The sequence below is a fragment of the Streptomyces sp. NBC_00273 genome (genome assembly GCF_036178145.1).
In the GTDB taxonomy this organism is placed as follows: Bacteria; Actinomycetota; Actinomycetes; order Streptomycetales; family Streptomycetaceae; genus Streptomyces.
The window spans coordinates 2,961,427-2,979,704 of sequence record NZ_CP108067.1 but is presented as its reverse complement, the minus strand read 5'-3'; the positions used below and the strand labels follow the sequence as shown (position 1 = coordinate 2,979,704).

14 protein-coding genes, 1 tRNA gene and 1 pseudogene are annotated in these 18,278 nt (G+C 74.8%); 4 read left to right on the top strand and 12 right to left on the bottom strand.

Annotation, left to right across the window (positions count from 1 at the left end):
• Window positions 1-8: 8 nt before the first annotated feature.
• Genes OG386_RS12460 through OG386_RS12425 form a run of 8 tightly spaced genes read right to left on the bottom strand, consistent with a single transcriptional unit; the run spans window position 9 to window position 10,818 of the window.
• On the bottom strand, window positions 9-1,340 hold the full coding sequence (locus tag OG386_RS12460; protein ID WP_328788222.1) for a protein kinase domain-containing protein: 1,332 nt from the start codon (window positions 1,338-1,340) through the stop codon (window positions 9-11).
• Complete coding sequence (locus tag OG386_RS12455) at window positions 1,337-2,278, bottom strand: PP2C family serine/threonine-protein phosphatase (RefSeq protein WP_328788221.1); 942 nt, start codon at window positions 2,276-2,278, stop codon at window positions 1,337-1,339. The genes OG386_RS12460 and OG386_RS12455 overlap by 4 nt, the downstream gene beginning before the upstream one ends.
• Complete coding sequence (locus OG386_RS12450) at window positions 2,275-2,937, bottom strand: vWA domain-containing protein (protein ID WP_328793230.1); 663 nt, start codon at window positions 2,935-2,937, stop codon at window positions 2,275-2,277. Before OG386_RS12450 ends, OG386_RS12455 begins: the two co-directional genes overlap by 4 nt.
• Before the next feature lie 36 nt (window positions 2,938-2,973).
• Window positions 2,974-3,102 (bottom strand): hypothetical protein, encoded by a 129-nt coding sequence (locus tag OG386_RS12445; protein ID WP_328788220.1) that lies wholly within the window; start codon window positions 3,100-3,102, stop codon window positions 2,974-2,976.
• Window positions 3,099-4,751, bottom strand: coding sequence for a TRAFAC clade GTPase domain-containing protein (locus OG386_RS12440; protein ID WP_328788219.1), 1,653 nt, complete (start codon window positions 4,749-4,751; stop codon window positions 3,099-3,101). The genes OG386_RS12445 and OG386_RS12440 overlap by 4 nt, the downstream gene beginning before the upstream one ends.
• Before the next feature lie 4 nt (window positions 4,752-4,755).
• Window positions 4,756-7,188, bottom strand: coding sequence for a GTPase-associated protein 1-related protein (locus OG386_RS12435; RefSeq protein ID WP_328788218.1), 2,433 nt, complete (start codon window positions 7,186-7,188; stop codon window positions 4,756-4,758).
• On the bottom strand, window positions 7,185-8,486 hold the full coding sequence (locus tag OG386_RS12430) for a TRAFAC clade GTPase domain-containing protein (protein ID WP_328788217.1): 1,302 nt from the start codon (window positions 8,484-8,486) through the stop codon (window positions 7,185-7,187). Before OG386_RS12430 ends, OG386_RS12435 begins: the two co-directional genes overlap by 4 nt.
• Window position 8,487: 1 nt before the next feature.
• Window positions 8,488-10,818, bottom strand: coding sequence for a hypothetical protein (locus tag OG386_RS12425; protein ID WP_328788216.1), 2,331 nt, complete (start codon window positions 10,816-10,818; stop codon window positions 8,488-8,490).
• Between the two features lie 184 nt (window positions 10,819-11,002).
• On the opposite strand from OG386_RS12425, the gene OG386_RS12420 reads away from it, so the two are divergent.
• The gene (locus tag OG386_RS12420; RefSeq protein WP_328788215.1) at window positions 11,003-13,063 is read left to right on the top strand and encodes a phosphocholine-specific phospholipase C; all 2,061 of its coding nucleotides are present in this window, start codon (window positions 11,003-11,005) and stop codon (window positions 13,061-13,063) included.
• On the opposite strand, the gene OG386_RS12415 is transcribed toward OG386_RS12420, so the two are convergent.
• Window positions 13,050-13,808: a hypothetical protein gene (locus OG386_RS12415; RefSeq protein ID WP_328788214.1), complete on the bottom strand. Its 759-nt coding sequence runs from the start codon at window positions 13,806-13,808 to the stop codon at window positions 13,050-13,052. The two genes, OG386_RS12420 and OG386_RS12415, sit on opposite strands and share 14 nt — an antisense overlap.
• 72 nt (window positions 13,809-13,880) lie before the next feature.
• Between OG386_RS12415 and OG386_RS12410 the strand changes: the two genes are divergently transcribed.
• The gene (locus tag OG386_RS12410) at window positions 13,881-14,636 is read left to right on the top strand and encodes an alpha/beta fold hydrolase (RefSeq protein WP_328788213.1); all 756 of its coding nucleotides are present in this window, start codon (window positions 13,881-13,883) and stop codon (window positions 14,634-14,636) included.
• A gap of 72 nt (window positions 14,637-14,708) precedes the next feature.
• On the opposite strand, the gene OG386_RS12405 is transcribed toward OG386_RS12410, so the two are convergent.
• Both OG386_RS12405 and OG386_RS12400 read right to left on the bottom strand, forming a co-directional pair.
• Window positions 14,709-14,781 (bottom strand) — tRNA-His (locus OG386_RS12405).
• 74 nt (window positions 14,782-14,855) lie between these two features.
• A pseudogene (locus tag OG386_RS12400) lies at window positions 14,856-15,094 on the bottom strand (hypothetical protein); the annotation flags it as partial.
• A gap of 68 nt (window positions 15,095-15,162) precedes the next feature.
• Between OG386_RS12400 and OG386_RS12395 the strand changes: the two are divergent.
• The gene (locus OG386_RS12395; RefSeq protein WP_328788212.1) at window positions 15,163-15,387 is read left to right on the top strand and encodes a hypothetical protein; all 225 of its coding nucleotides are present in this window, start codon (window positions 15,163-15,165) and stop codon (window positions 15,385-15,387) included.
• Window positions 15,384-16,523: an aminopeptidase P family protein gene (locus tag OG386_RS12390; protein ID WP_328788211.1), complete on the top strand. Its 1,140-nt coding sequence runs from the start codon at window positions 15,384-15,386 to the stop codon at window positions 16,521-16,523. The genes OG386_RS12395 and OG386_RS12390 overlap by 4 nt, the downstream gene beginning before the upstream one ends.
• A gap of 3 nt (window positions 16,524-16,526) precedes the next feature.
• On the opposite strand, the gene treZ is transcribed toward OG386_RS12390, so the two are convergent.
• Entirely contained in the window at window positions 16,527-18,272 is a 1,746-nt protein-coding gene (gene treZ, locus OG386_RS12385) for a malto-oligosyltrehalose trehalohydrolase (RefSeq protein ID WP_405789146.1), read from the bottom strand.
• Window positions 18,273-18,278 lie beyond the last annotated feature (6 nt).

The following is an 18,278-nucleotide window of genomic DNA, read 5'->3' as shown; positions in this document are numbered from 1 at the left end:
GGGCCGTCTCACCTCGCCCGTACGACGGCCCGCGCGCCGCCGAAGTCCAGCTCCAGCCCCGAACGCAGCGGCACGGTCTGCCCCGGGGCGATCTCCTGCGTGCTGCCGTCCGCGCGGGTGCCCGTCCACGCCGACCCGGAACGGTTGGCCAGCCCGAACTTCCCCGGCCGCTGCGGATGCTCGGTCAGCTGCGCCACCAGCGTGCCGTCGCCGTAGTCGTGCCGGGCCGGCTCCGGCGCCAGGTGGTGCGCCTGCACCCGCGAGGACCGGTGCAGCAGGATGTGGTGTTCGGTGCGCGGCGGGGGCGTGGTCAGCACCAGCCGGGGCGGCAGCACCAGTGCGTTCCCGCAGCTCCAGCAGGTGCCCGGGGTGGCGGACCGGGGCTCGGTCATGTTCTGCTTCCCGCAGTGGGCGCAGTCCACGACCGCGTCGAGGGCCGCCCGGAGCGCGTCGCGCCACTGCGACTCCCGGACCCGGGCCGGCGGGTCGTTCAGGCCCCGCGTGAAGTTCCTGGTGAACAGGGCGCGCAGGGAATCGGGCACCACCGCCCAGGTGGCCAGTACCGTGGCGTGCTCCACCGGGTCGGGGGCGTTGGAGCGGTCCAGCGGGTCGAAGAGGAACAGCGGGTCCTTCCCGTACAGCTTGCGCTCGGCGGCCTCGTCGAAGCAGCGGATGTCCAACTCCCGCTTGCCCATCAGCGGATGGTGGTTCATCAGCAGCATGAACAGCAGCACGGACAGGGAGTGCAGGTCGCTCTGGGTGCCGGGGGAGACCCCGGGCTCGCCGCGCACCAGCTCGGGAGCCATGAACGCCATGGTCCCCGAGATGCCCGTGCTGTCGCCCTCGACCACTGCGTTGTCGTTGTCGCAGACCAGCACCTCGCCGGTGGTCGGGTCGAAGAGCAGGTTCCCCCAGGAGATGTCCCGGTAGGCGATCCCGCGCGAATGCAGCGCCTGGTACGCCTCGACCGTGTACAGGCAGGCGGTGAGCAGCGCGCGGATCGTGGTCCGCAGCTTGCGGCGGAAGAGCAGCGGCAGGCCCTTGAAGCGCTCCGGGCGGATGTCCATCAGGTAGCCGAAGCCGCCGCGCCCGTTGCCCACGAAGTCCCGGGGCCACAGGAAGCGGTCGTCGTCGAAGCCCCGGTCCACCAGCTGGCGGACGATGTCCTCCTGCTCGGGCGTCGCGCAGGCCGGGTAGTACCACTTGAGGGCCTGGTCGCCGGCCGGGGTGCGCACCCGGTAGACCTCCCCCTGGCCGCCGGCGCCGAGCAGGTCGGACACCTCCACGCCCAGGCCGCTGTCGGCCGTCAGCCGGGTACCGCTGTCGAGCATGCCGCTCATTCGTCACTCCTGTACGGGTCTGTCATGTCGGCAGGGTCGGCGGAGCCGGAGCTGCCGGGCGCCGCCCCGCCGGGTTCGGTCAGGGCCGTGGCGGTGTGCCAGGCCGCCACCAGGGTGGTGTCGTCCCCCGAGTGCTGGGAGGCCTTGGCCAGCCACTCCGGCAGGACGGCCCGGACGCACTCCGGTCCCTCCGCCGACAGCCGCTCGTCCAGTCCGGCCATGAACTGGCGGAAGCCGCTGTCCGAGGCGAAGCTCTTGGACAGCCCGTCGGTGGAGAGCGACACCAGCCGCGGCGCCCGCGCCGGTGCGGTCACCGGCGCCCAGTGCGTACGGACCCGCAGCCAGGCCTGCGGCGAGCACAGGGACTCCGTCTCGTCGCCCAGGTCCGCCTCGTCCGGCGCGAGCGGGACGGTCACCTGCCCGTCGTCGGTCACCACGGTCAGTTCGCCGTCCCCGAGCTGCCAGGCCGCGAAGACCCGGGGGGTCAGCACGGCGCCGACGAGCGTGCTCCCGTACAGCACCAGCTTGTCCGTCGGGGACGGCCCGGGCTCGCCGTGCGCGCTGTTGCGTTCCCAGTGCCCGAGCGCCTTCTCCTGCCAAGCGCTGACCAGTTGGCGGGGCAGCGTGTACTGGGCGTAGTTCATCAGCCAGGCCAGGCTGGGCGGCCGCTGCTCGCCCCGGGGCTCGGCGAGCGCGGCGAACTGCCGGGCCTGCTGGACGAACAGGTCCACGGCGAACCGGGACCCGAAATGACTGCGCGCGTGCACCGCCGATCCGTGGCCGTCGGCCACCGCCATGATCAGGGGCCGGGCGGCGGTCCCTAGCCCCTCCGCGTCGTGGTGGTCCTGGTTGCGCGCCTTGTTCACGCCCTGGACGCTGCCCTGGATCGTGTCCCAGCACGGCAGCGGTCCCTGGATCATCCGCACGGGATCGCTCACCACACGTCGTCATCGTCGTCGGCGAGCACCGGCGGGGCGTACGGCGGCTGCTTCACGGTCGCGTCCCCGAAGCCCGCCACCGGTTGGGAGGCCGCCTTCACCGCGGCCGTCGAGGCCCAGCGGATCGCCGCCGCCAGCTGCTTGGGGCTGTTCGCGTCCAGCGGCTGCAGCTCGGGGTTGCCCAGGAACTCCTGGAGCACGTTGCGGTCGGCGTCCGCGCCGATCGCGATGGCCACCCGGACCGCCTTGCGGCCCCACGGGGTCGCGTCCATCGCCCGCAGCCCCGACTTCCAGTCGTCCGTCGGCACCCCGTCGGAGACCAGCGCCAGCACCGGCTTCAGGGCCCGCTGCGGCATCGGCGGGGTGTCCAGTTCGCGCGCCGCGAGCTGAAGGGCCTCACCGAGATTGGTCATGCCGTCCACCTGTACGTCCTGCCAGGTGAACTGTTCGACCGGCACCGGGTCCTTGTGGTGCCAGCGGGCCGTCGTGGAGAACGTCATCGTGCGCAGCAGCAGCTGGGCCGCCGGATTGTCCTGCGCGACGGAGAGCATCTCCGGGATCGCTTCTCTGATCGCGTAGTTGAGCTGGCCGATCTTCTCGCCCTGCATCGAGTACGAGCAGTCGAGCAGCCAGATGAAATGGACGGGCCGGTTCGCCATCGGCCCGCCGGGGATGTCACTCACCGCGTGTCTCCTTCAACTTCCGGTCCATTGCGGGACGTACCGCACCAGCGCCGCCACCGCGGCGGCCGCCGTCATCACGACCGCCGACACGAACAGGGCCGCCATCAACCGTCGGCCCCGCGTGATCTGCGGTGTCATCATGGGGTGTTGCTCCTTTCCCCGCGGTGCGCGGCCTGCGGCTCCTGCGGATCCGGCCGGGTCCGCGCGTCCGGCCGCTCCTCCGGGTCCCGTACGAGCCGTCCGACGCGCAACCCGGTCCGTGACAGCAGCCAGAGCACCGGCTCCGCCGCCCGCCGCCGCTCGGTGTCCAGGGCCCCCGCCCCGGTCGCGGCGCGGGCGCTGACCACCCAGTACCGGGCCGCCGCGAAGTCGTGGCCGAGGGCCCGGACCAGCTCGTCCAGCCCGATCCCGGCCAGCCACGCCTCGACCGGCTCGGTCGGCCGCGGCAGCGAGTCCAGGCGGTCCAGTGCGTCCCGCTTGGTCACCACCGTGGCCACGGGCAGGCGCCCGCGACGGCCGCCGAGCCCCTGCAGCTCGCCCGTGAACCCCGCGTACGTCTCCGCCGGGCCCAGGTCGGCCGGCCGGGCGGCCTCGGCCCGTTCGGTGTCGCCCGCGTGCAGGGCCCGGCGTACGACGGGCGCGGCGAGCACGTCGGTCACCAGCAGGACCCCGTCGGCGTGCGCGAGGTAGCCCTGGCCGCGGGTCGTGTCGGCGTCCCGGAGGGACTCGCCCATCGGGTCGTACAGGTAGAGCAGCCGGCGCCGGCGGCCGTGCCCGACCAGCAGCATCAGGGCGCGCGGCTGCCCGCCCTGGGTCTTGAGGGTCCACCCGGTCCGGTTCAGCTGCTGCCCCAGGGCGTTGGCCTCGCGGAGGTCGTCGGGGGAGGCGTACTCGAGGGTCAGCCGGGACTCGTGCGACCAGGACCGCAGTCCGTCGAGCATGGCCGCCAGCAGCATCGTCTTCCCGGCGGAGGTGCCACCGATCAGCGGCAGGTGCACGACCCGGGTGGTGCCCACGGCCGGCGGCAGGCTCCGGTCGCAGTGCGGGCACCGGGCGGCGAGTCCCCGCCGCCCGGTCATGAGGGTGGTCGGCAGGGCCTTGCCGCACCGGCAGACGTGCCGCAGGGCACCGAAGGCACCCGGCCGCAGCTCGCGGTGGGCGGCGCCGCAGACCGGGCAGAGGTGCACGGCCAGCGGGAACGGCCGGTAGCAGCCGGGGTAGGGGCACTTCATCCGGATGCCCAGGGCCAGCTTCCACAGCCGCTCCGCTACGTGCCCGGCCAGGGTGGCGGCCAGGGCGGCGAGCGCGATCAGGCCGAGCTCCAGCGCGAAGAACAGCGCGACGCCGGCCAGCACGACCGAGGCGAGCAGCGCGGACAGCAGCGCGGCCAGCGCCGTGCCGGGAGCCAGCAGGCGCAGCATCAGTCGGCCGAAGCCGTTGTCCGAGAGCTCGCCGCTCCAGCCGCCCCGGCCGCGCAGCAGGCGGCGGCGCACCAACCCGCCCAGCCAGTGCCGGGTCAACAGGAACCAGACCGTCAGTGCCGCGGCCTGTCCGGCGAACCGGGCGTCCAGCCACATCTGGCCGGCCCAGTACGCGGGTCGCGCCGGTTCGGGACCGGCGTACGGGGTGATCCGCGGGTCGGTGCCGCCCGGCGGACGCGTCCGGAAGGCGGCCCAGGCGGCCGACAGGGCCAGCGCCAGGAACCGCCACAGCCCGTACCCGAGGCACATGGCGAGCGCCATCACCCCGATGACGGTGGCGAGGATCCATGCGATCAGCTCCGGATCCACGAGGTCAGCCCCCGTTCCCACCGGCGCCGGTACCGCCGGAGCGGCGCCCTGCGAAGCGTTCGCGCAGGCGGCCGAAGGCACTCGGCCGCTGCCAGCTGCGGAACTCGTCGGCCCAGCGCCCGCCCAGCCGGGCCAGCGACTGCTCCACCTCGGCCGCCTCCGTCGCCGCGAGGCTCCGTACGGCCGGCCGCAGCACCCCGTCGAGCAGGTCCGTGCGGGCCTCCTGCCAGGCAGGGCCGGCCTGCGGCTGGGAGGACCACGCCGTGAAGCAGTCCGCGGCGTAGTCCGGATCCAGCCGCAGCCGGTCACGGACCGCCGGTGTGCGCGCCGCCGCCCGGTAGGCGGCCAGCAGCTCCGCGTCGTTGCTCTCGATCAGCGCCCGCAGCTCGCTGTCCGGCCGGTCCCCGGCCAGCAGCCGGGTGCACAGGGCCGCGTACGCGCTCTCCCGCGGGCCCGGCTCCGGATCCAGCGACCGCAGGTCCAGCACCTGGCGGACCCAGCCCCCGCCCGCCGAGCCCGACCGCAGGTTCCGGGCCAGCTCCAGCAGCAGCAGCGACGGCCTCAGCCGGGCCGGGACCTCCTCCTGGAACTGCCCGAGGAGCTCCGGAGCCAGCTCCGCTGCCTCGGTGTCCCCGGCCGGGGCCCGCACGGCCGCCCGTACGAGCAATTCCCAGGTACCGGCCTCCCGGTGGACCTTCGCCCCGGTCGCCATCAGCACCAGTCCGGCCTCGCCCGCCCCCGGCGGATCCCCGTCCCACACCAGCCGCATCGCGGTCCGCAGCACCAGCGGCTCCGCGTACAGCGAGACGCCCGAGCGGGTCAGCAGGGCGTTCAGGGTGCCGACCCGGTCCGGGGCGGGTTCGGCCGCCGCCGCGGCCTCGGCGCACATCCGCAGGTGCGGCCGCGCGTCGGCCGCGGCGAGAGGCAGCCCGGTCCGCTCGAACAGCCGCCGTCCGGCGGCCGGATCGCCCGCCGCGAGCGAGTCCAGCCGGTCGAGCACGAGGGCGCGCAGCCCGGGCAGTTCGGTCAGCGCGGCCCGCACGTCCGCTCCGTACGCCCGCTCCGGATCGGTGAGCAGCGCGAGCGCCAGCTGCCGGGCCGTACCGGGCAGCAGGTCGCCCGCGTCCACCCCGAGCACCGATGCCACCCGCAACAGGCCGGCTGAATGCGCCGGTTCGGTCGCGGGGTCGCCCAGCGCCGTACGCAGGCCCGGTTCCAGCTCCGCCGCCAGCCGTCCGCGGGCGGCCGCGCCCAGGGCGCCCGCGGTGGGCAGGGCCGCGGGCGGCGCGCCGGTCCGTACCGCCTCGGTCAGGGTCAGGGCCACCAGCGGCTCGCACACCGCGGGCGGGGCCCAGCCGTCCAGGGCCGCGAGCAGCCGTGCGGCCGCGGCGACCTCCATCGGGTCCCGATCCCCGGCCGGTCGGCCCAGCGCCAGGGCCAGCGCGTGCAGCCGTACGCCGTCCAGGGCGTCCCGGTGCCCGGCGGCCCAGTCGGCGGCCGCGGTCCGGCCGGGGGAGGGCAGGGCGATGTCCGAGGCCAGGGCGAGCGCGGCCAGCGGGCCCGCGTCGTAGGGCCCGGCGGCCAGCCGCCGCACCTCGGCCACCAGGTCCTGGCGCTGCGCCTGCCAGATGCGGGCGGCGGTGTCGGCCCACACGTCCGGCTCCCCGGCGGCGGCGGGGGCGGCGGCGCGCGTGGCGTCGTAGACCCGGTAGCGGTGCTCCTGCCCGGCAAGGCCGAGCCCGTCCTCGGGCACCACCCCGATGATCTGCTGCCGGGCCAGCTGCGGCCGCCGGGTGTAGGTGGTGAAGGTGAGCCACTGCCCCCGCTGGTGGGGCAGCACACTGCACGCGAGCATGATCCAGCGGGCGACGGCCTCGCTGTCCGCCTCCACGAGCACGACCTGCGGGGCGTCCGGGTCCTCGCCGAGCCGGCGCACATCGGCGAAGAAGGCGGCCAGCCAGGGCCCGCGGGCGGCGACGAAGGCGGCCAGCGCGGCCCGGTCGAGGCGGCCCGGAGCGGGCACCGCGGCCAGCGCGGGAGCGCCGGCCCGCGGGGTCGCGGCGGCCCATTGCGGCGAGCCCCAGGCGGTGATCGGTAGCTCGCCCACGGTCGGACCGGAACCGGCGGGCTGCGGCAGGTGCACCGCGTGGGCGTGGAAATTGCCCCACCGGCCGCTGTAGTCGGCGCCCGTGTACACCGAGCGCGCCAGCAGCCGGCTGCCGTCGGCCAACACGTTCAGGCTGAGGGCCTGCGGGAAGCCGGCCAGCTCCTGCGGTCCCGGGCGCGGCGGCGCGTCCCGGGGCGGCTCGTAGCCGATCAGCTGCTCCGCCTCGCGCATCAGGGCGGCCGGCACCCCGGGGCTGACGGCCGTGAACCGGAAGCCGGATCCGTCGGGACCGGGCGGCGCCGAGGTGTAGTGCAGTTGGGCGAGATTCATGAGTTCCCCTCGGAGCCGGTACGGCCACCAGGGCCACGGCGACCCGGACCACGGCGACCCGGGCCGGTGGTGCCGGTGCGCGGCAGCAGTCCGCCCAGCCCCAGCAGCCACAGCAGCGGATCCTCCACGCGCAGCGGCCGGGGACCCGACTTCGGGGCGTCGGCCGGCGCGTGCGCGGGCGGCGGCGAGCCGAGCGCCGAGAGCCCGAACAGCGACAGTCGGGCGAAGTCCCGCTCCAACTGCCGTAGCAGTGCCCCCGAGTCCCAGCCGTCGAGGAGCGAGCGCATCTCCTCGTGCACCGCCCGCCGGTCCTCCTCGTCGAGCACGCCGGCGCCGTGGTCGGCATTGCGCAGCAGCGGCGAATGCGGCTCCAGCAGCAGTGCCAGGGAGTCCGTCTTGGTCACGGCCACTGCGACCGGGGTCGTGACCCGGCCGCGCGAGGACCCCCGGCCGTGCGCCCGCAGCTGTGCCGCGAGATCGGCGGCGATCTGCTGCGGCGGGGTCTCGATGACCGGCAGCGGCGGCCCGACGTCCACCGGTATGCGGTCGCGCACCGCCCGCATCTGCAGTGGGTCCACGAGCAGGATGATCCCGTCGGCGGCAGCCAGGTAGTGGGTGTAGCGGTCCATGGCCTCGGCGCTGGCGAGGTCTTCGCCCGCCGCGTCGAAGAACACCAGCGCGGTGTGCCGGCTGCCGTCCCCGCGCAGCCGGCGCCGCAGGGGCAGGCTCAGCCGGTACAGCAGCGGGTCGTTGAAGCCGAGGGCCGCCGGCCTGGTGGCCCCCGGTAGCCGCAGCCGGTCGTAGAGGTCCTCGGCCAGCTCGCGGTCCCGGCGCTGGGTCTCGCCGCCCATCGCGGTCACCGAGGCCCCGTACGCCCGGCCCACCCTGCCGCGCAGCTCGCCCAGCAGGACCGAGACGTAGGTGCTCTTGCCGGAGGCCTTGGGGCCGAGCAGGGCGATGATCCGGGTGTCCTGGTCGCAGTAGTCGCTCGGGAAGTCGCTGTGGCAGCGCCGGCAGACCCGGACCGGGGTGGACCCGCCGCAGGCGGGGCAGTCCGCGCGCGAGCCGCCCCCGTTCGGGGCGAAGCGCAGCCCGAGGCCGCGCGGGGCGGTGAAGACCGGGCCGCGCGTCTTCAGTGCGGGAGGCACGCTCGGGCCCATGAAGTCGGCCCATATGGTGTCGAGTTCGGCGCTGCAGGGCTTGGCGCCGCGCACCCCCGTGGCGGACATCTGGCAGCGGTAGGGCAGCCGGGCCGCCGGGGAGCGGTCGAAGCAGTAGGGGCAGACGACGGAGGTCATGTCAGCGGACCACCAGGGAGAGGAGAGGGGGCTCTTCGAGCCGGACGGAGGCGGCGGCGCCGCCGAGGAGGAAACCGCGCAGGGCGTACGGGCGGCCGGGCGCGACGGCGGTGTCGATCGGGCGCTCCAGCGTGCCGGTGCCCGTCCCGGTGCTCGCGGCCGCGGCCGTGAGTTCGGCCCCGGTCACCCGGCACACGGCCGTTCCGCCGGACGGGCCGCCCGGACGGGGTGGGTTGCGGCTGCCGTCCCCCCGGGCCACGAGGACGAATCCGGGGAGGTCCGGGCCGGGTGCGCCGCCCGGCGCCCGTACGGTCACCCGCAGGACGGCGGGCCCGCGGCGCAGGCCGCGCCGGGCGCCGGGCACCACCTCGTAGGCGATGGCCACGTCGGCGGGCAGTTCGGCCCGCGCGTCGCCCCCGGCCGAGGCGAGTACGGAGCGGGCGCTGCGCGGTGCGGCGTGGGCCTCGACGACCAACGCGGCCGGGGTGACCGGCAGCCGCAGCCCCTCGCGCAGGAACACGCTGCGGGCCACGGCGAAGTCGGTGCACCGGCCGTCCTGGGTGACGGCTGCGGTCACGGTGCCGGCGGTGCCGGGCCAGTCGAAGCCGACTTCGACCAGGTCGGGCGCGGCCCGCCGCAGCGCGAGCCCGGTCACCGGCAGGGGGGCCTCGACCAGGACGGAGGGCCCGGCCAGGGCCCGCGTGCCCAGCACGGCCACGGCGGAGACGGTGGTGAGCGATCCCGGGGGCGGGTGTCCGACGGAGACCGGGCCGCTCCCGCCCGGGCCGTTCGAGACCTTGCCGTTCCCGCCCGTGCCGGTCAAGTCCGGGCCGACCCAGTCCAGCGGCGGCGGCAACTCGGCCGCCGTCAGTTCGGCCCCCTCGGCGGGGGCGGCGCCGGGCCACTCCACCAGCCGCACCTCGGCCCCGTCGCCGCCGGTCCGGCGGAACTCCACCCCGCCCGCCTCCCGGGTCAGGGCGGTCAGGGTGAGCACGGGATCCGGCCAGGCGTGCACGGTGACCGCGACGGTCACGGCCGCGGACACCGCGCCGTGGTCGGCGCGGCCCGCCGGGGCGTACCGGGCCCGCACCGCGAGCTCGTACCTCCCGGGTGCGAGCCCCCGCGCGCGCAGGGTCTCCCGCAGGCCCGCCCGTGCCGGCGGGAGCACCGGGACGGGTCCCTGCGGCCCGGTCAGCGTCACCTCGCAGCGGGCCGCGCCCGCCGGCGCCTTCCACGCGCCCTCGATCCACCCGTTGCCGTCGACGGCGGCCACCTCCGTCACCATCGGGGCGACCGCCAGCGGGGCTGCGACGAGCGGCGGCCCGTCGACGGCGCCGTCGGCCCGCAGCGGCAGCGCCACGTGGCGGACCTCCTCGCCGAGCCCGGCGCCGCGGTCCACGAGCACGCCCCCGACCGGCCGCCCCGCCACCTCGGCGAGCGGCGAGCCGGCCGGTTCCCCGCGGGTGAGCCGCACCACCCGCCAGCGCGCGTCCCCGAAGTCACCTACGGGCCAGCGCAGTTCGACGCCGTCGGACACGAGGGCGGACACCATCGGGCCGGGGTCCCCGGGACCGGGCCGGTAGGTGCGGACCAGCCCGCGCACCGCGCGCGGGCAGTCGCCCGCCAGCGCCGCGGCCTCCTCGTAGTGGATGCAGGCCCGCTCCGGATCCCCCTGCTCCTCGGCCTGCCGGGCCACCGCGAGCTCGGTGTCGGCGGCCTTCGCCCGGGCGGCCAGATCCTCGAGGAGGGCCGCCAGCGGCCCGTCCTCACCCGCGGGGGGCAGCAGGGCGGCCCGGCGGGCCGCGGAGCGGATCCGGTGCTCCCGCACGTCGTCGAGCAGGTTCTCGGCGGCGACCCGCTGCTCGCCGTCCAGTCGGGCCCGCCGGGCGGCCGCGCGGACCAGCGCGACGGTCTCGGCCGGGTCGACCCCGAAGCCGGCCGCGGTGGCCGGCAGCTCCCCCTCGGGATGGTCCTGGAGCAGGTGGGCGAGTTGGTAGAGCAGGATCCGGCGCAGGGCCGCGGGATCCGCCTCCTGGATCGCGGCCAGCCGCTCCAGCAGCCGGGCCGCGGCCGGCTCCGGCCGGTCCTGGCGCAGCGACCGCAGCACGCCGGCGCCGACGTGCCGGCGCCGACCGGGCCCGGTGACGGCGAAGATCCCGTCGAGTACCCGTAAGCGGCCGCCGGGCGGGACCAGTAGTTCACCCAAGTGGCTTAATCCGATGGTCTGTTGTGCAGCGAGGAGTTTCCCGTACGCTCCCACGAGCGGCGACAGCGGCAGGCCGGAGAGCGCGCGGGGCAGCCCGATGGCGTGCCCGAAGTCGGTCCCGGCCATCGCTCTGCGCCCCCCGTGCAGTGTGTGGGAGGTCATTTCAGCAGATGTGCAGGTCGTTCGTGGGCTCTTTCCGTTCTCCAGGTGTACGGCGCAGTGTCACGAAGCGATCTCCGTCCGGTACCCCGGGACCGCTGTCCTTGGGGCGCCCCTCGACTCCCCCCTCACCCGTAGAGGTCGTCACCCCATGGCAGAACTCAACCGTCGCAGGTTCCTGCAGATAGCCGGTGGCGCCGCCGCCCTCACGATGCTGAACGACAGCATCGCCCGGGCCGCCGCCATTTCGGCGCAGGGCACCACCGGAACGATCCAGGACATCGAGCACGTCGTCGTCCTGATGCAGGAGAACCGGTCCTTCGACCACTACTTCGGCGCGATGAAGGGGGTCCGGGGCTTCGGTGACCCGCGGCCGGTCCTCCAGGACAACGGCAAGCCGGTCTTCTTCCAGTCGAACGGGACGAAGGACGTCCTGCCCTTCAACCCGCAGGTCCAGGACCTCGGCATGCAGTTCCTGGAGGGGCTCAACCACGACTGGGCCGGCGGCCACCAGGCGTACAACAACGGCAAGTACGACAAGTGGGTCCCGGCCAAGACGGCCACGACCATGTCGTACATGACCCGGAACGACATCCCGTTCCACTACGCCCTCGCCGACGCCTTCACGGTGTGCGACGCCTACCACTGCTCCTTCATCGGCGCCACGGACCCGAACCGCTACTACCTCTGGACGGGGTACACCGGCAACGACGGGGTCGGCGGCGGACCGGTCCTCGGCAACCAGGAGGCCGGCTACGGCTGGAAGACCTACCCCGAGCGCCTGGAGGCGGCCGGCATCTCCTGGAAGGTCTACCAGGACATCGGCGACGGCCTGAACGCCGCCGGTTCCTGGGGCTGGATCAACGACGCCTTCCGCGGCAACTACGGCGACAACTCGCTGCTGTACTTCAACAGCTACCGGGGCGCCCAGCCCGGCAGCGCCCTGTACGAGAAGGCCCGTACGGGCACCAACGTCAAGGCGGGCGACGGCTACTTCGACCGGCTGCGCGCGGACGTGACGGCCGGCACGCTGCCCCAGGTCTCCTGGATCGCCGCCCCCGAGGCGTTCAGCGAGCACGCGAACTGGCCGACGAACTTCGGCGCCTGGTACATCTCGCAGGTCCTGGACGCGCTGACCGCGAACCCGGCGGTCTGGGCCAAGACCGCCCTGTTCATCACCTACGACGAGAACGACGGCTTCTTCGACCACGTGGTCCCGCCGTACCCGCCGGCCTCCTCGGCCTGGGGCCTGTCCACGGCCGACGTGTCGAAGGACCTCTACGCCGGGGGCGGCGGCTACGCGGCCGGACCGTACGGGCTCGGCCCGCGCGTCCCGATGATCGTGGTCTCCCCCTGGAGCAAGGGCGGCTACGTCTGCTCCGAGACCTTCGACCACACCTCCGTGATCCGCTTCTTGGAGAAGCGCTTCGGCGTGCAGGAGCCCAACATCTCCCCGTGGCGCCGCGCCGTCTGCGGTGACCTGACCTCGGCCTTCGACTTCACCCGGGCCGATGCCGCGCCCGCCGCACTGCCGTCCACGGCCGGGTACGTCCCGCCGGACAAGGACCGCCACCCCTCCTACCACCCGACCCCGCCGGCGACGGGCGTCCTGCCCCCGCAGGAGGCCGGGTCCAAGCCGACCCGCGCGCTCGGCTACAGCCCCTACGTGGACGGCGCCCGCACCACGTCCACCGGCAAGTTCACCCTCACCTTCGCCTCCGGACCGACCCTGGGCGCCCACTTCCACAGCACCTCGGGCAACCGCACGGACGGACCCTGGCCCTACACGGTCGAGGCGGGCAAGACGCTTGCCGACACCTGGTCCACGAGCAGCTCCACCGGCAACCAGATCAACCTCACGGTGTGGGGCCCGAACGGCTTCCTGCGCACCTGGAAGGGACCGGCGAAGAAGGCCGGCCCCGAGGTCACGGCCCGCCACCTGGCGGCCACCGGCAACCTGGCCCTGACGCTGACCAACTCCGGGACGGCGGCCGTCAACCTCACGGTGACCAACTCCTACGGCGGCGCGGCCCAGACCCTCAGGGTGGCGGCCGGCGCGACGGTCTCCCACACGGTGGACCTCGCCGCCTCGGGCCGCTGGTACGACGTGAAGGTCGTCTCCGACGCCGACGCCACCTTCCTGCGCCGCTTCGCCGGACACGTGGAGACCGGCGCCCCGGGCGTTTCGGACCCGGCGATCAGGACCGTCTGATCCGGTCCTCCGGTGCGCGCAGCAGCCGCCGTTCCAGGACCGGGAGGTCCGCGGGGCGGTGGCTGCGGGCGTGCCGCAGCAGGAGGTCCCGCGCGGTGTCGGGCACCCGGCGCCGCTTCGGGTGCCGGGTGGTGAACTCCTCGCTCGCGAAGAACCGCACCGCCCCGTCCAGGCCGGCCCGGTCCGTCTCCCGTACGGCCCAGGCCAGCTCCGCCGTGGGCGCGCCCGCGAGCAGCCGCAGCGGGGCCCGCTCGGCGAGGAGGGACGCCGCATCCGGGCGTTCGTGCGGTGCGGCCCCCTGCCAGCTGAAGGCGGTGGCCAGGGACACGCCGGGCGGCGGCTCCGGTTCCTCGTCGCGGGCCATGGCCTCGGCGTAGCCGCGCAGTTGCGCGGGGGCCGCGGCCACCCACCGGGCACGGTGGCGGGCGGGGATGCCGTCCGGGGCGGCCGGGTCGAGCAACCGCCGGAGCGGCTCCGGGCGTATGCCGCCCGGCACTTGAACGATCCGGGGGTCATCGGCGCCCGGGCCGTCCTCGTGCTCCCAGCAGCCGCAGGACACGTACTCGATGTCAGGGTCTCGCGGTCCCTGCGGGGCGGCACGCGGCGGGGTCTCCTCGGGCCACACGGCGAGCACCTCGGCGATCTCGTCCGGCTCGACGATCTCGTAGTACGCGGGGTGGTGCGGCCGGTCGCCCCGTTTCGGGTCGCGGACCCTGACGCACTCCACGGCTGATGTCGGCTTCACGGTGTGATCGTAGATCCGACGGGCAGAACCTCCCGCGTCGGTTTTCTTCGCCACGTCACCGAGGGAGAACGCATGGCCATCGCCCACCGCAGGATCGGCACCGGACCCGCCCGCGTCATCGTGCTGCACGACTGGTTCGGCACCTCCTCGAACTGGGGCTCCGTACTGGACCACCTGGACCCCGAGGGCTTCAGCTACGTCTTCCTCGACTACCGCGGCTACGGCGACCGCCGCGACGTCCCCGGCCGCCACACCCTGGCCGAGATCGCCGACGACGTCCTGGAACTCGCCGACCAGCTCGGCTGGGACACCTTCTCCCTCCTCGGCCACTCCATGGGCGGCAAGGCGGTCCAGCAGGTCCTCGTCCGCGCCCCCGAGCGGGTGGAGAAGCTGATCGGGCTCGCCCCGGTCCCGGCCGCGCCCTACGCGATGGACGACGCGACACACGCCCTGTTCTACGGCGCCGCTACCGATCCCGAGAAGCGCCGCGTGATCCTCGACCTGGTCACGGGCAACCGTGCGAGCCGGCACTGGCTCGACGGGATGGTCGCCCACTCGCTGGCCGTCTCCCACCCCGAGGCCTTCGCCGGCTACCTCGCGAGCTGGCAGCCGCTCGACCTGTCCGCCGCCGTGAAGGGCAACACCGTCCCGGTGCTCGTGCTCGTCGGGGAGTACGACCTCGCGATCACCGCGGATGTGATGAGGGACACCTGGCGGGCCTCCTACCCGGACTGCCGGATCGTGACGGTCCCGGGCTCCGGCCACTACCTGCCGCACGAGACCCCGGTGGCCTTCGTCACCGAGGTGGAGGCCTTCCTGCGGATCTAGCCGGGCGGCGAACCGGGCGCACGAAAAATCCCGTGGGGTACGAGGAGACCTCGTACCCCACGGGATCGACAGGGTGAGTGACGGGACTTGAACCCGCGGCCACCTGGACCACAACCAGGTGCTCTACCAACTGAGCTACACCCACCACGAAGGGCGGCGGACCGCCCGTTCGATGTGCAAGCACAGCATAGCCGATCAGAAGGGTGGTCCCGCGACGCCTTATCGGGTGGTGGACCTGCTTCCGGCCAGGCCGGAAGCAGGGGCGGGGACCCGGCCGGAAGCGTGGGCGACGGCGGCCGCGGCGAGCGCCCGGACGATCGGGTGCGGCCTCGACCCGTCCCCGTGCAGCTCCGGCTGGAACAGCATGGCCAGGAAGAACGGGTGCCCGGGCAGCTCAGCGATGCGCACCTGACCGTCCTCGTCGTGCCCCGACAGCCGAGGCCGTGCGCGGCGAGCTCCGGCAGGTGCGCGGCTGCTGGAGCACGCGGGGCCGCTGCTGCTGAGGCTCGACGCCGCCCGGGCCGATGTGCTGCGGCTGGCCGCCGCCCCGACCGGGCGCGTCACCCTCGCCGCCGCCGGGCACGGCCTCGTGCTGCTGCCGCGCCGCGTGGCGCAGGCCGCCGGTGCGGGGGTTGCCGTACCGCTGTCGGCCCCGCGCCTGGTGCACCGCACGGAGCTCCTCTCCCCGGGCCGCCCGACCGGCGTGGCCGCCGCCCTCGCCGTGCGGCTCACGGCAGGATCGCCCGTATGACTTCTGACGCCACATCCGAAGGCCCCGCACCCTTCACGGCCGATGACTACGCCGCCCGGATGGCCGGCGCCGCCCGGACCGCCGCCGATGCGGGACTCGCCGGGTTGCTGATCGCCCCCGGACCCGACCTCACGCACCTCACGGGTTACCGGCCCACCGCCGAGACCGAGCGGCTGACCCTGCTCGTACTGGCCGCCGGGCAGGACCCGGTGCTCATCGTGCCCGCGCTGGAGGCACCCGACGCGCAGCGGGCCCCGGGCGCCACCGCGCTGACCCTGCGGGACTGGGCCGACGGGAAGGACCCGTACGCCGTCACCGCCCCGCTGCTCGACTTCCGCGGGCGCTTCGGGGTGAGCGACAACACGTGGGCGCTGCACCTCCTCGGCCTGCAGCGGGAACTGCCGAACAGCTCCTACGCGCCGCTCACCGACTGCCTGCCCATGCTCCGCGCGGTCAAGGACGAGCGGGAGCTGGAGCGCCTCGCCGCCGCGGCGGCCGCCGCCGACGCCGCCTACGCGCAGATCGTCCATCTCCCCTTCGCCGACCGGCGCGAGACCGACGTGGCCGAGGACCTGGCGGCCCTGCTGCGCGCGCACGGCCACTCCCAGGTCGACTTCACGGTCGTCGGCTCCGGCCCCAACGGGGCCAATCCGCACCACGAGGCCGGCGACCGCGTCATCCGCCGCGGCGACATGGTGGTCCTCGACTTCGGCGGCCTGCGCTTCGGCTACGGCTCCGACATCTCCCGCACCGTGCACGTCGGCGAGCCCACCGCCGAGGAGCAGCGGGTCCACGACATCGTCCGCGAGGCCCAGCAGGCCGGCGTGGCCGCGGTCCGACCGGGGGTCGCCTGCCAGGACGTCGACCGGGCCGCCCGCGCCGTGATCACCGAGTTCGGCTACGGGGACCGCTTCATCCACCGCACCGGCCACGGCATCGGGGTCACCACCCACGAGCCCCCGTACATGGTCGAGGGCGAGGAGCAGCCGCTGGTTCCCGGCATGTGCTTCTCCGTGGAGCCGGGCGTCTACCTGCCGGGCCGGTTCGGCGTCCGCATCGAGGACATCGTGACCGTCACCGAGGACGGCGGGCGCCGCCTCAACAACGCCCCGCACGAACTGGCCGTCGTGGAGTGAGCGTCACGGGGCCAGGACGACCGCCGTTTCGCCGGGCACGTGGATCCTCCCGTCGGGACCCGGGTGGTCGACCGGCTCCCAGGAGGCCAGCACCCGTACCCCGTTGCGGCCCAGCGCGATCGTCACCGGGTCCGGGGAGAGGTTCACGGCCACCCGGACGTCGCCCCGCCGGAAGGTGAGCCAGCGGCGCTCCTCGTCGTGGGCGACCCGGACCGCCGCCAGGTCCGGGTCGCGCAGGTCGTGATGGGTGCGGCGGAGCGCGATCAGAGTGCGGTACCAGTCCAGCAGGCGGGCGTGGACGGCCTGTTCGGGCTCCGCCCAGTCCAGGCGGGAGCGGTCCCGGGTGGCCGGGTCCTGCGGGTCCGGGATCTCCTCGGCCTTCCAGCCGTGCGCCGCGAACTCCCGGCGCCGGCCGGCCCGTACCGCCTCGGCGAGGTCCGGGTCGGGATGGTCGGTGAAGTACTGCCAGGGCGTCCTGGCCCCCCACTCCTCGCCCATGAACAGCATCGGCACGAACGGCCCGGTCAGGGCCACGGTCGCGGCGCACGCCAGCAGTCCGGGGGAGAGCGAGGCGGAGAGCCGGTCGCCGAGCGCCCGGTTGCCGATCTGGTCGTGGGTCTGGGCGTAGCCGAGGAAGCGGTGGGCCGGGGTCCGGCGGTGGTCCACCGGGCGGCCGTGGGTGCGGCCGCGGAAGGAGGACCAGGTCCCGTCGTGGAAGAAGACCCGGGTCATGGTCTTGGCGAGGGCGGCGAGCGGGGCTCCGGCGAAGTCGGCGTAGTACGCCTGGGACTCGCCCGTCAGCGCGCAGTGCAGGGCGTGGTGGAAGTCGTCGTTCCATTGGGCGTGCAGGCCCAGGCCCCCGGTGGCGCGCGGGGTGGTGGTGCGCGGGTCGCAGCGGTCGGACTCGGCGATCAGGAACAACGGGCGGCCGGTGTCCGCGGCCAGTTCGTCGACGGCCGCGGAGAGTTCCTCCAGGAAGGTCAGTGCCCGGTCGTCGGCCAGCGCGTGCACGGCGTCCAGCCGCAGCCCGTCGATCCCGTAGTCGCGCAGCCAGGCCAGCGCGCTGCCGAGCAGGTAGGCGCGCACCTCGTCGGAGCCGGCCGCGTCCAGGTTCACCGCGGAGCCCCACGGGGTGTGGTGGGTGTCGGTGAAGTACGGGCCGAAGGCGGGCAGGTGGTTGCCGGACGGGCCCAGGTGGTTGTGGACCACGTCCAGCACCACGCCCAGCCCCGCCTCGTGGGCGGCGGCCGTGAAGCGGGCCAGGCCGGCCGGGCCGCCGTACGGCTCGTGCACCGCCCAGGGCGCGACACCGTCGTACCCCCAGCCGTGCCGGCCGGAGAAGGAGCAGACCGGCATCAGCTCCACGTGCGTGATGCCGAGGGCGGTGAGGTGCCCGAGCCGGGCGGCGGCCGCGTCGAAGGTGCCCTCGGGGGTGAAGGTGCCGATGTGCAGCTCGTACAGGACCGCGTCCTGGAGCCGGGTGCGCGGCGGCGGCACCGGCCGCGGCGCGAGGGCCTGTAGGTCGACCACCGCCGACAGGCCGTCGGGCCCGTCGGGCAGCCGGCGCCCGCGCGGGTCCGGCCGCGGGCCGTCGCCGTCGAGCAGGAATCCGTAGCGGCTCCCGTCGGCCGCCGGGGCCTCGGCGGTCCACCAGCCGTCCCGGTCCGGATCGCGCGCCATGTCGTACGTCGCCCCGTCGAGCAGCATGGCGACGTGACCTGTCAGTGGTGCCCACACCTCGAACTGCACGGACGG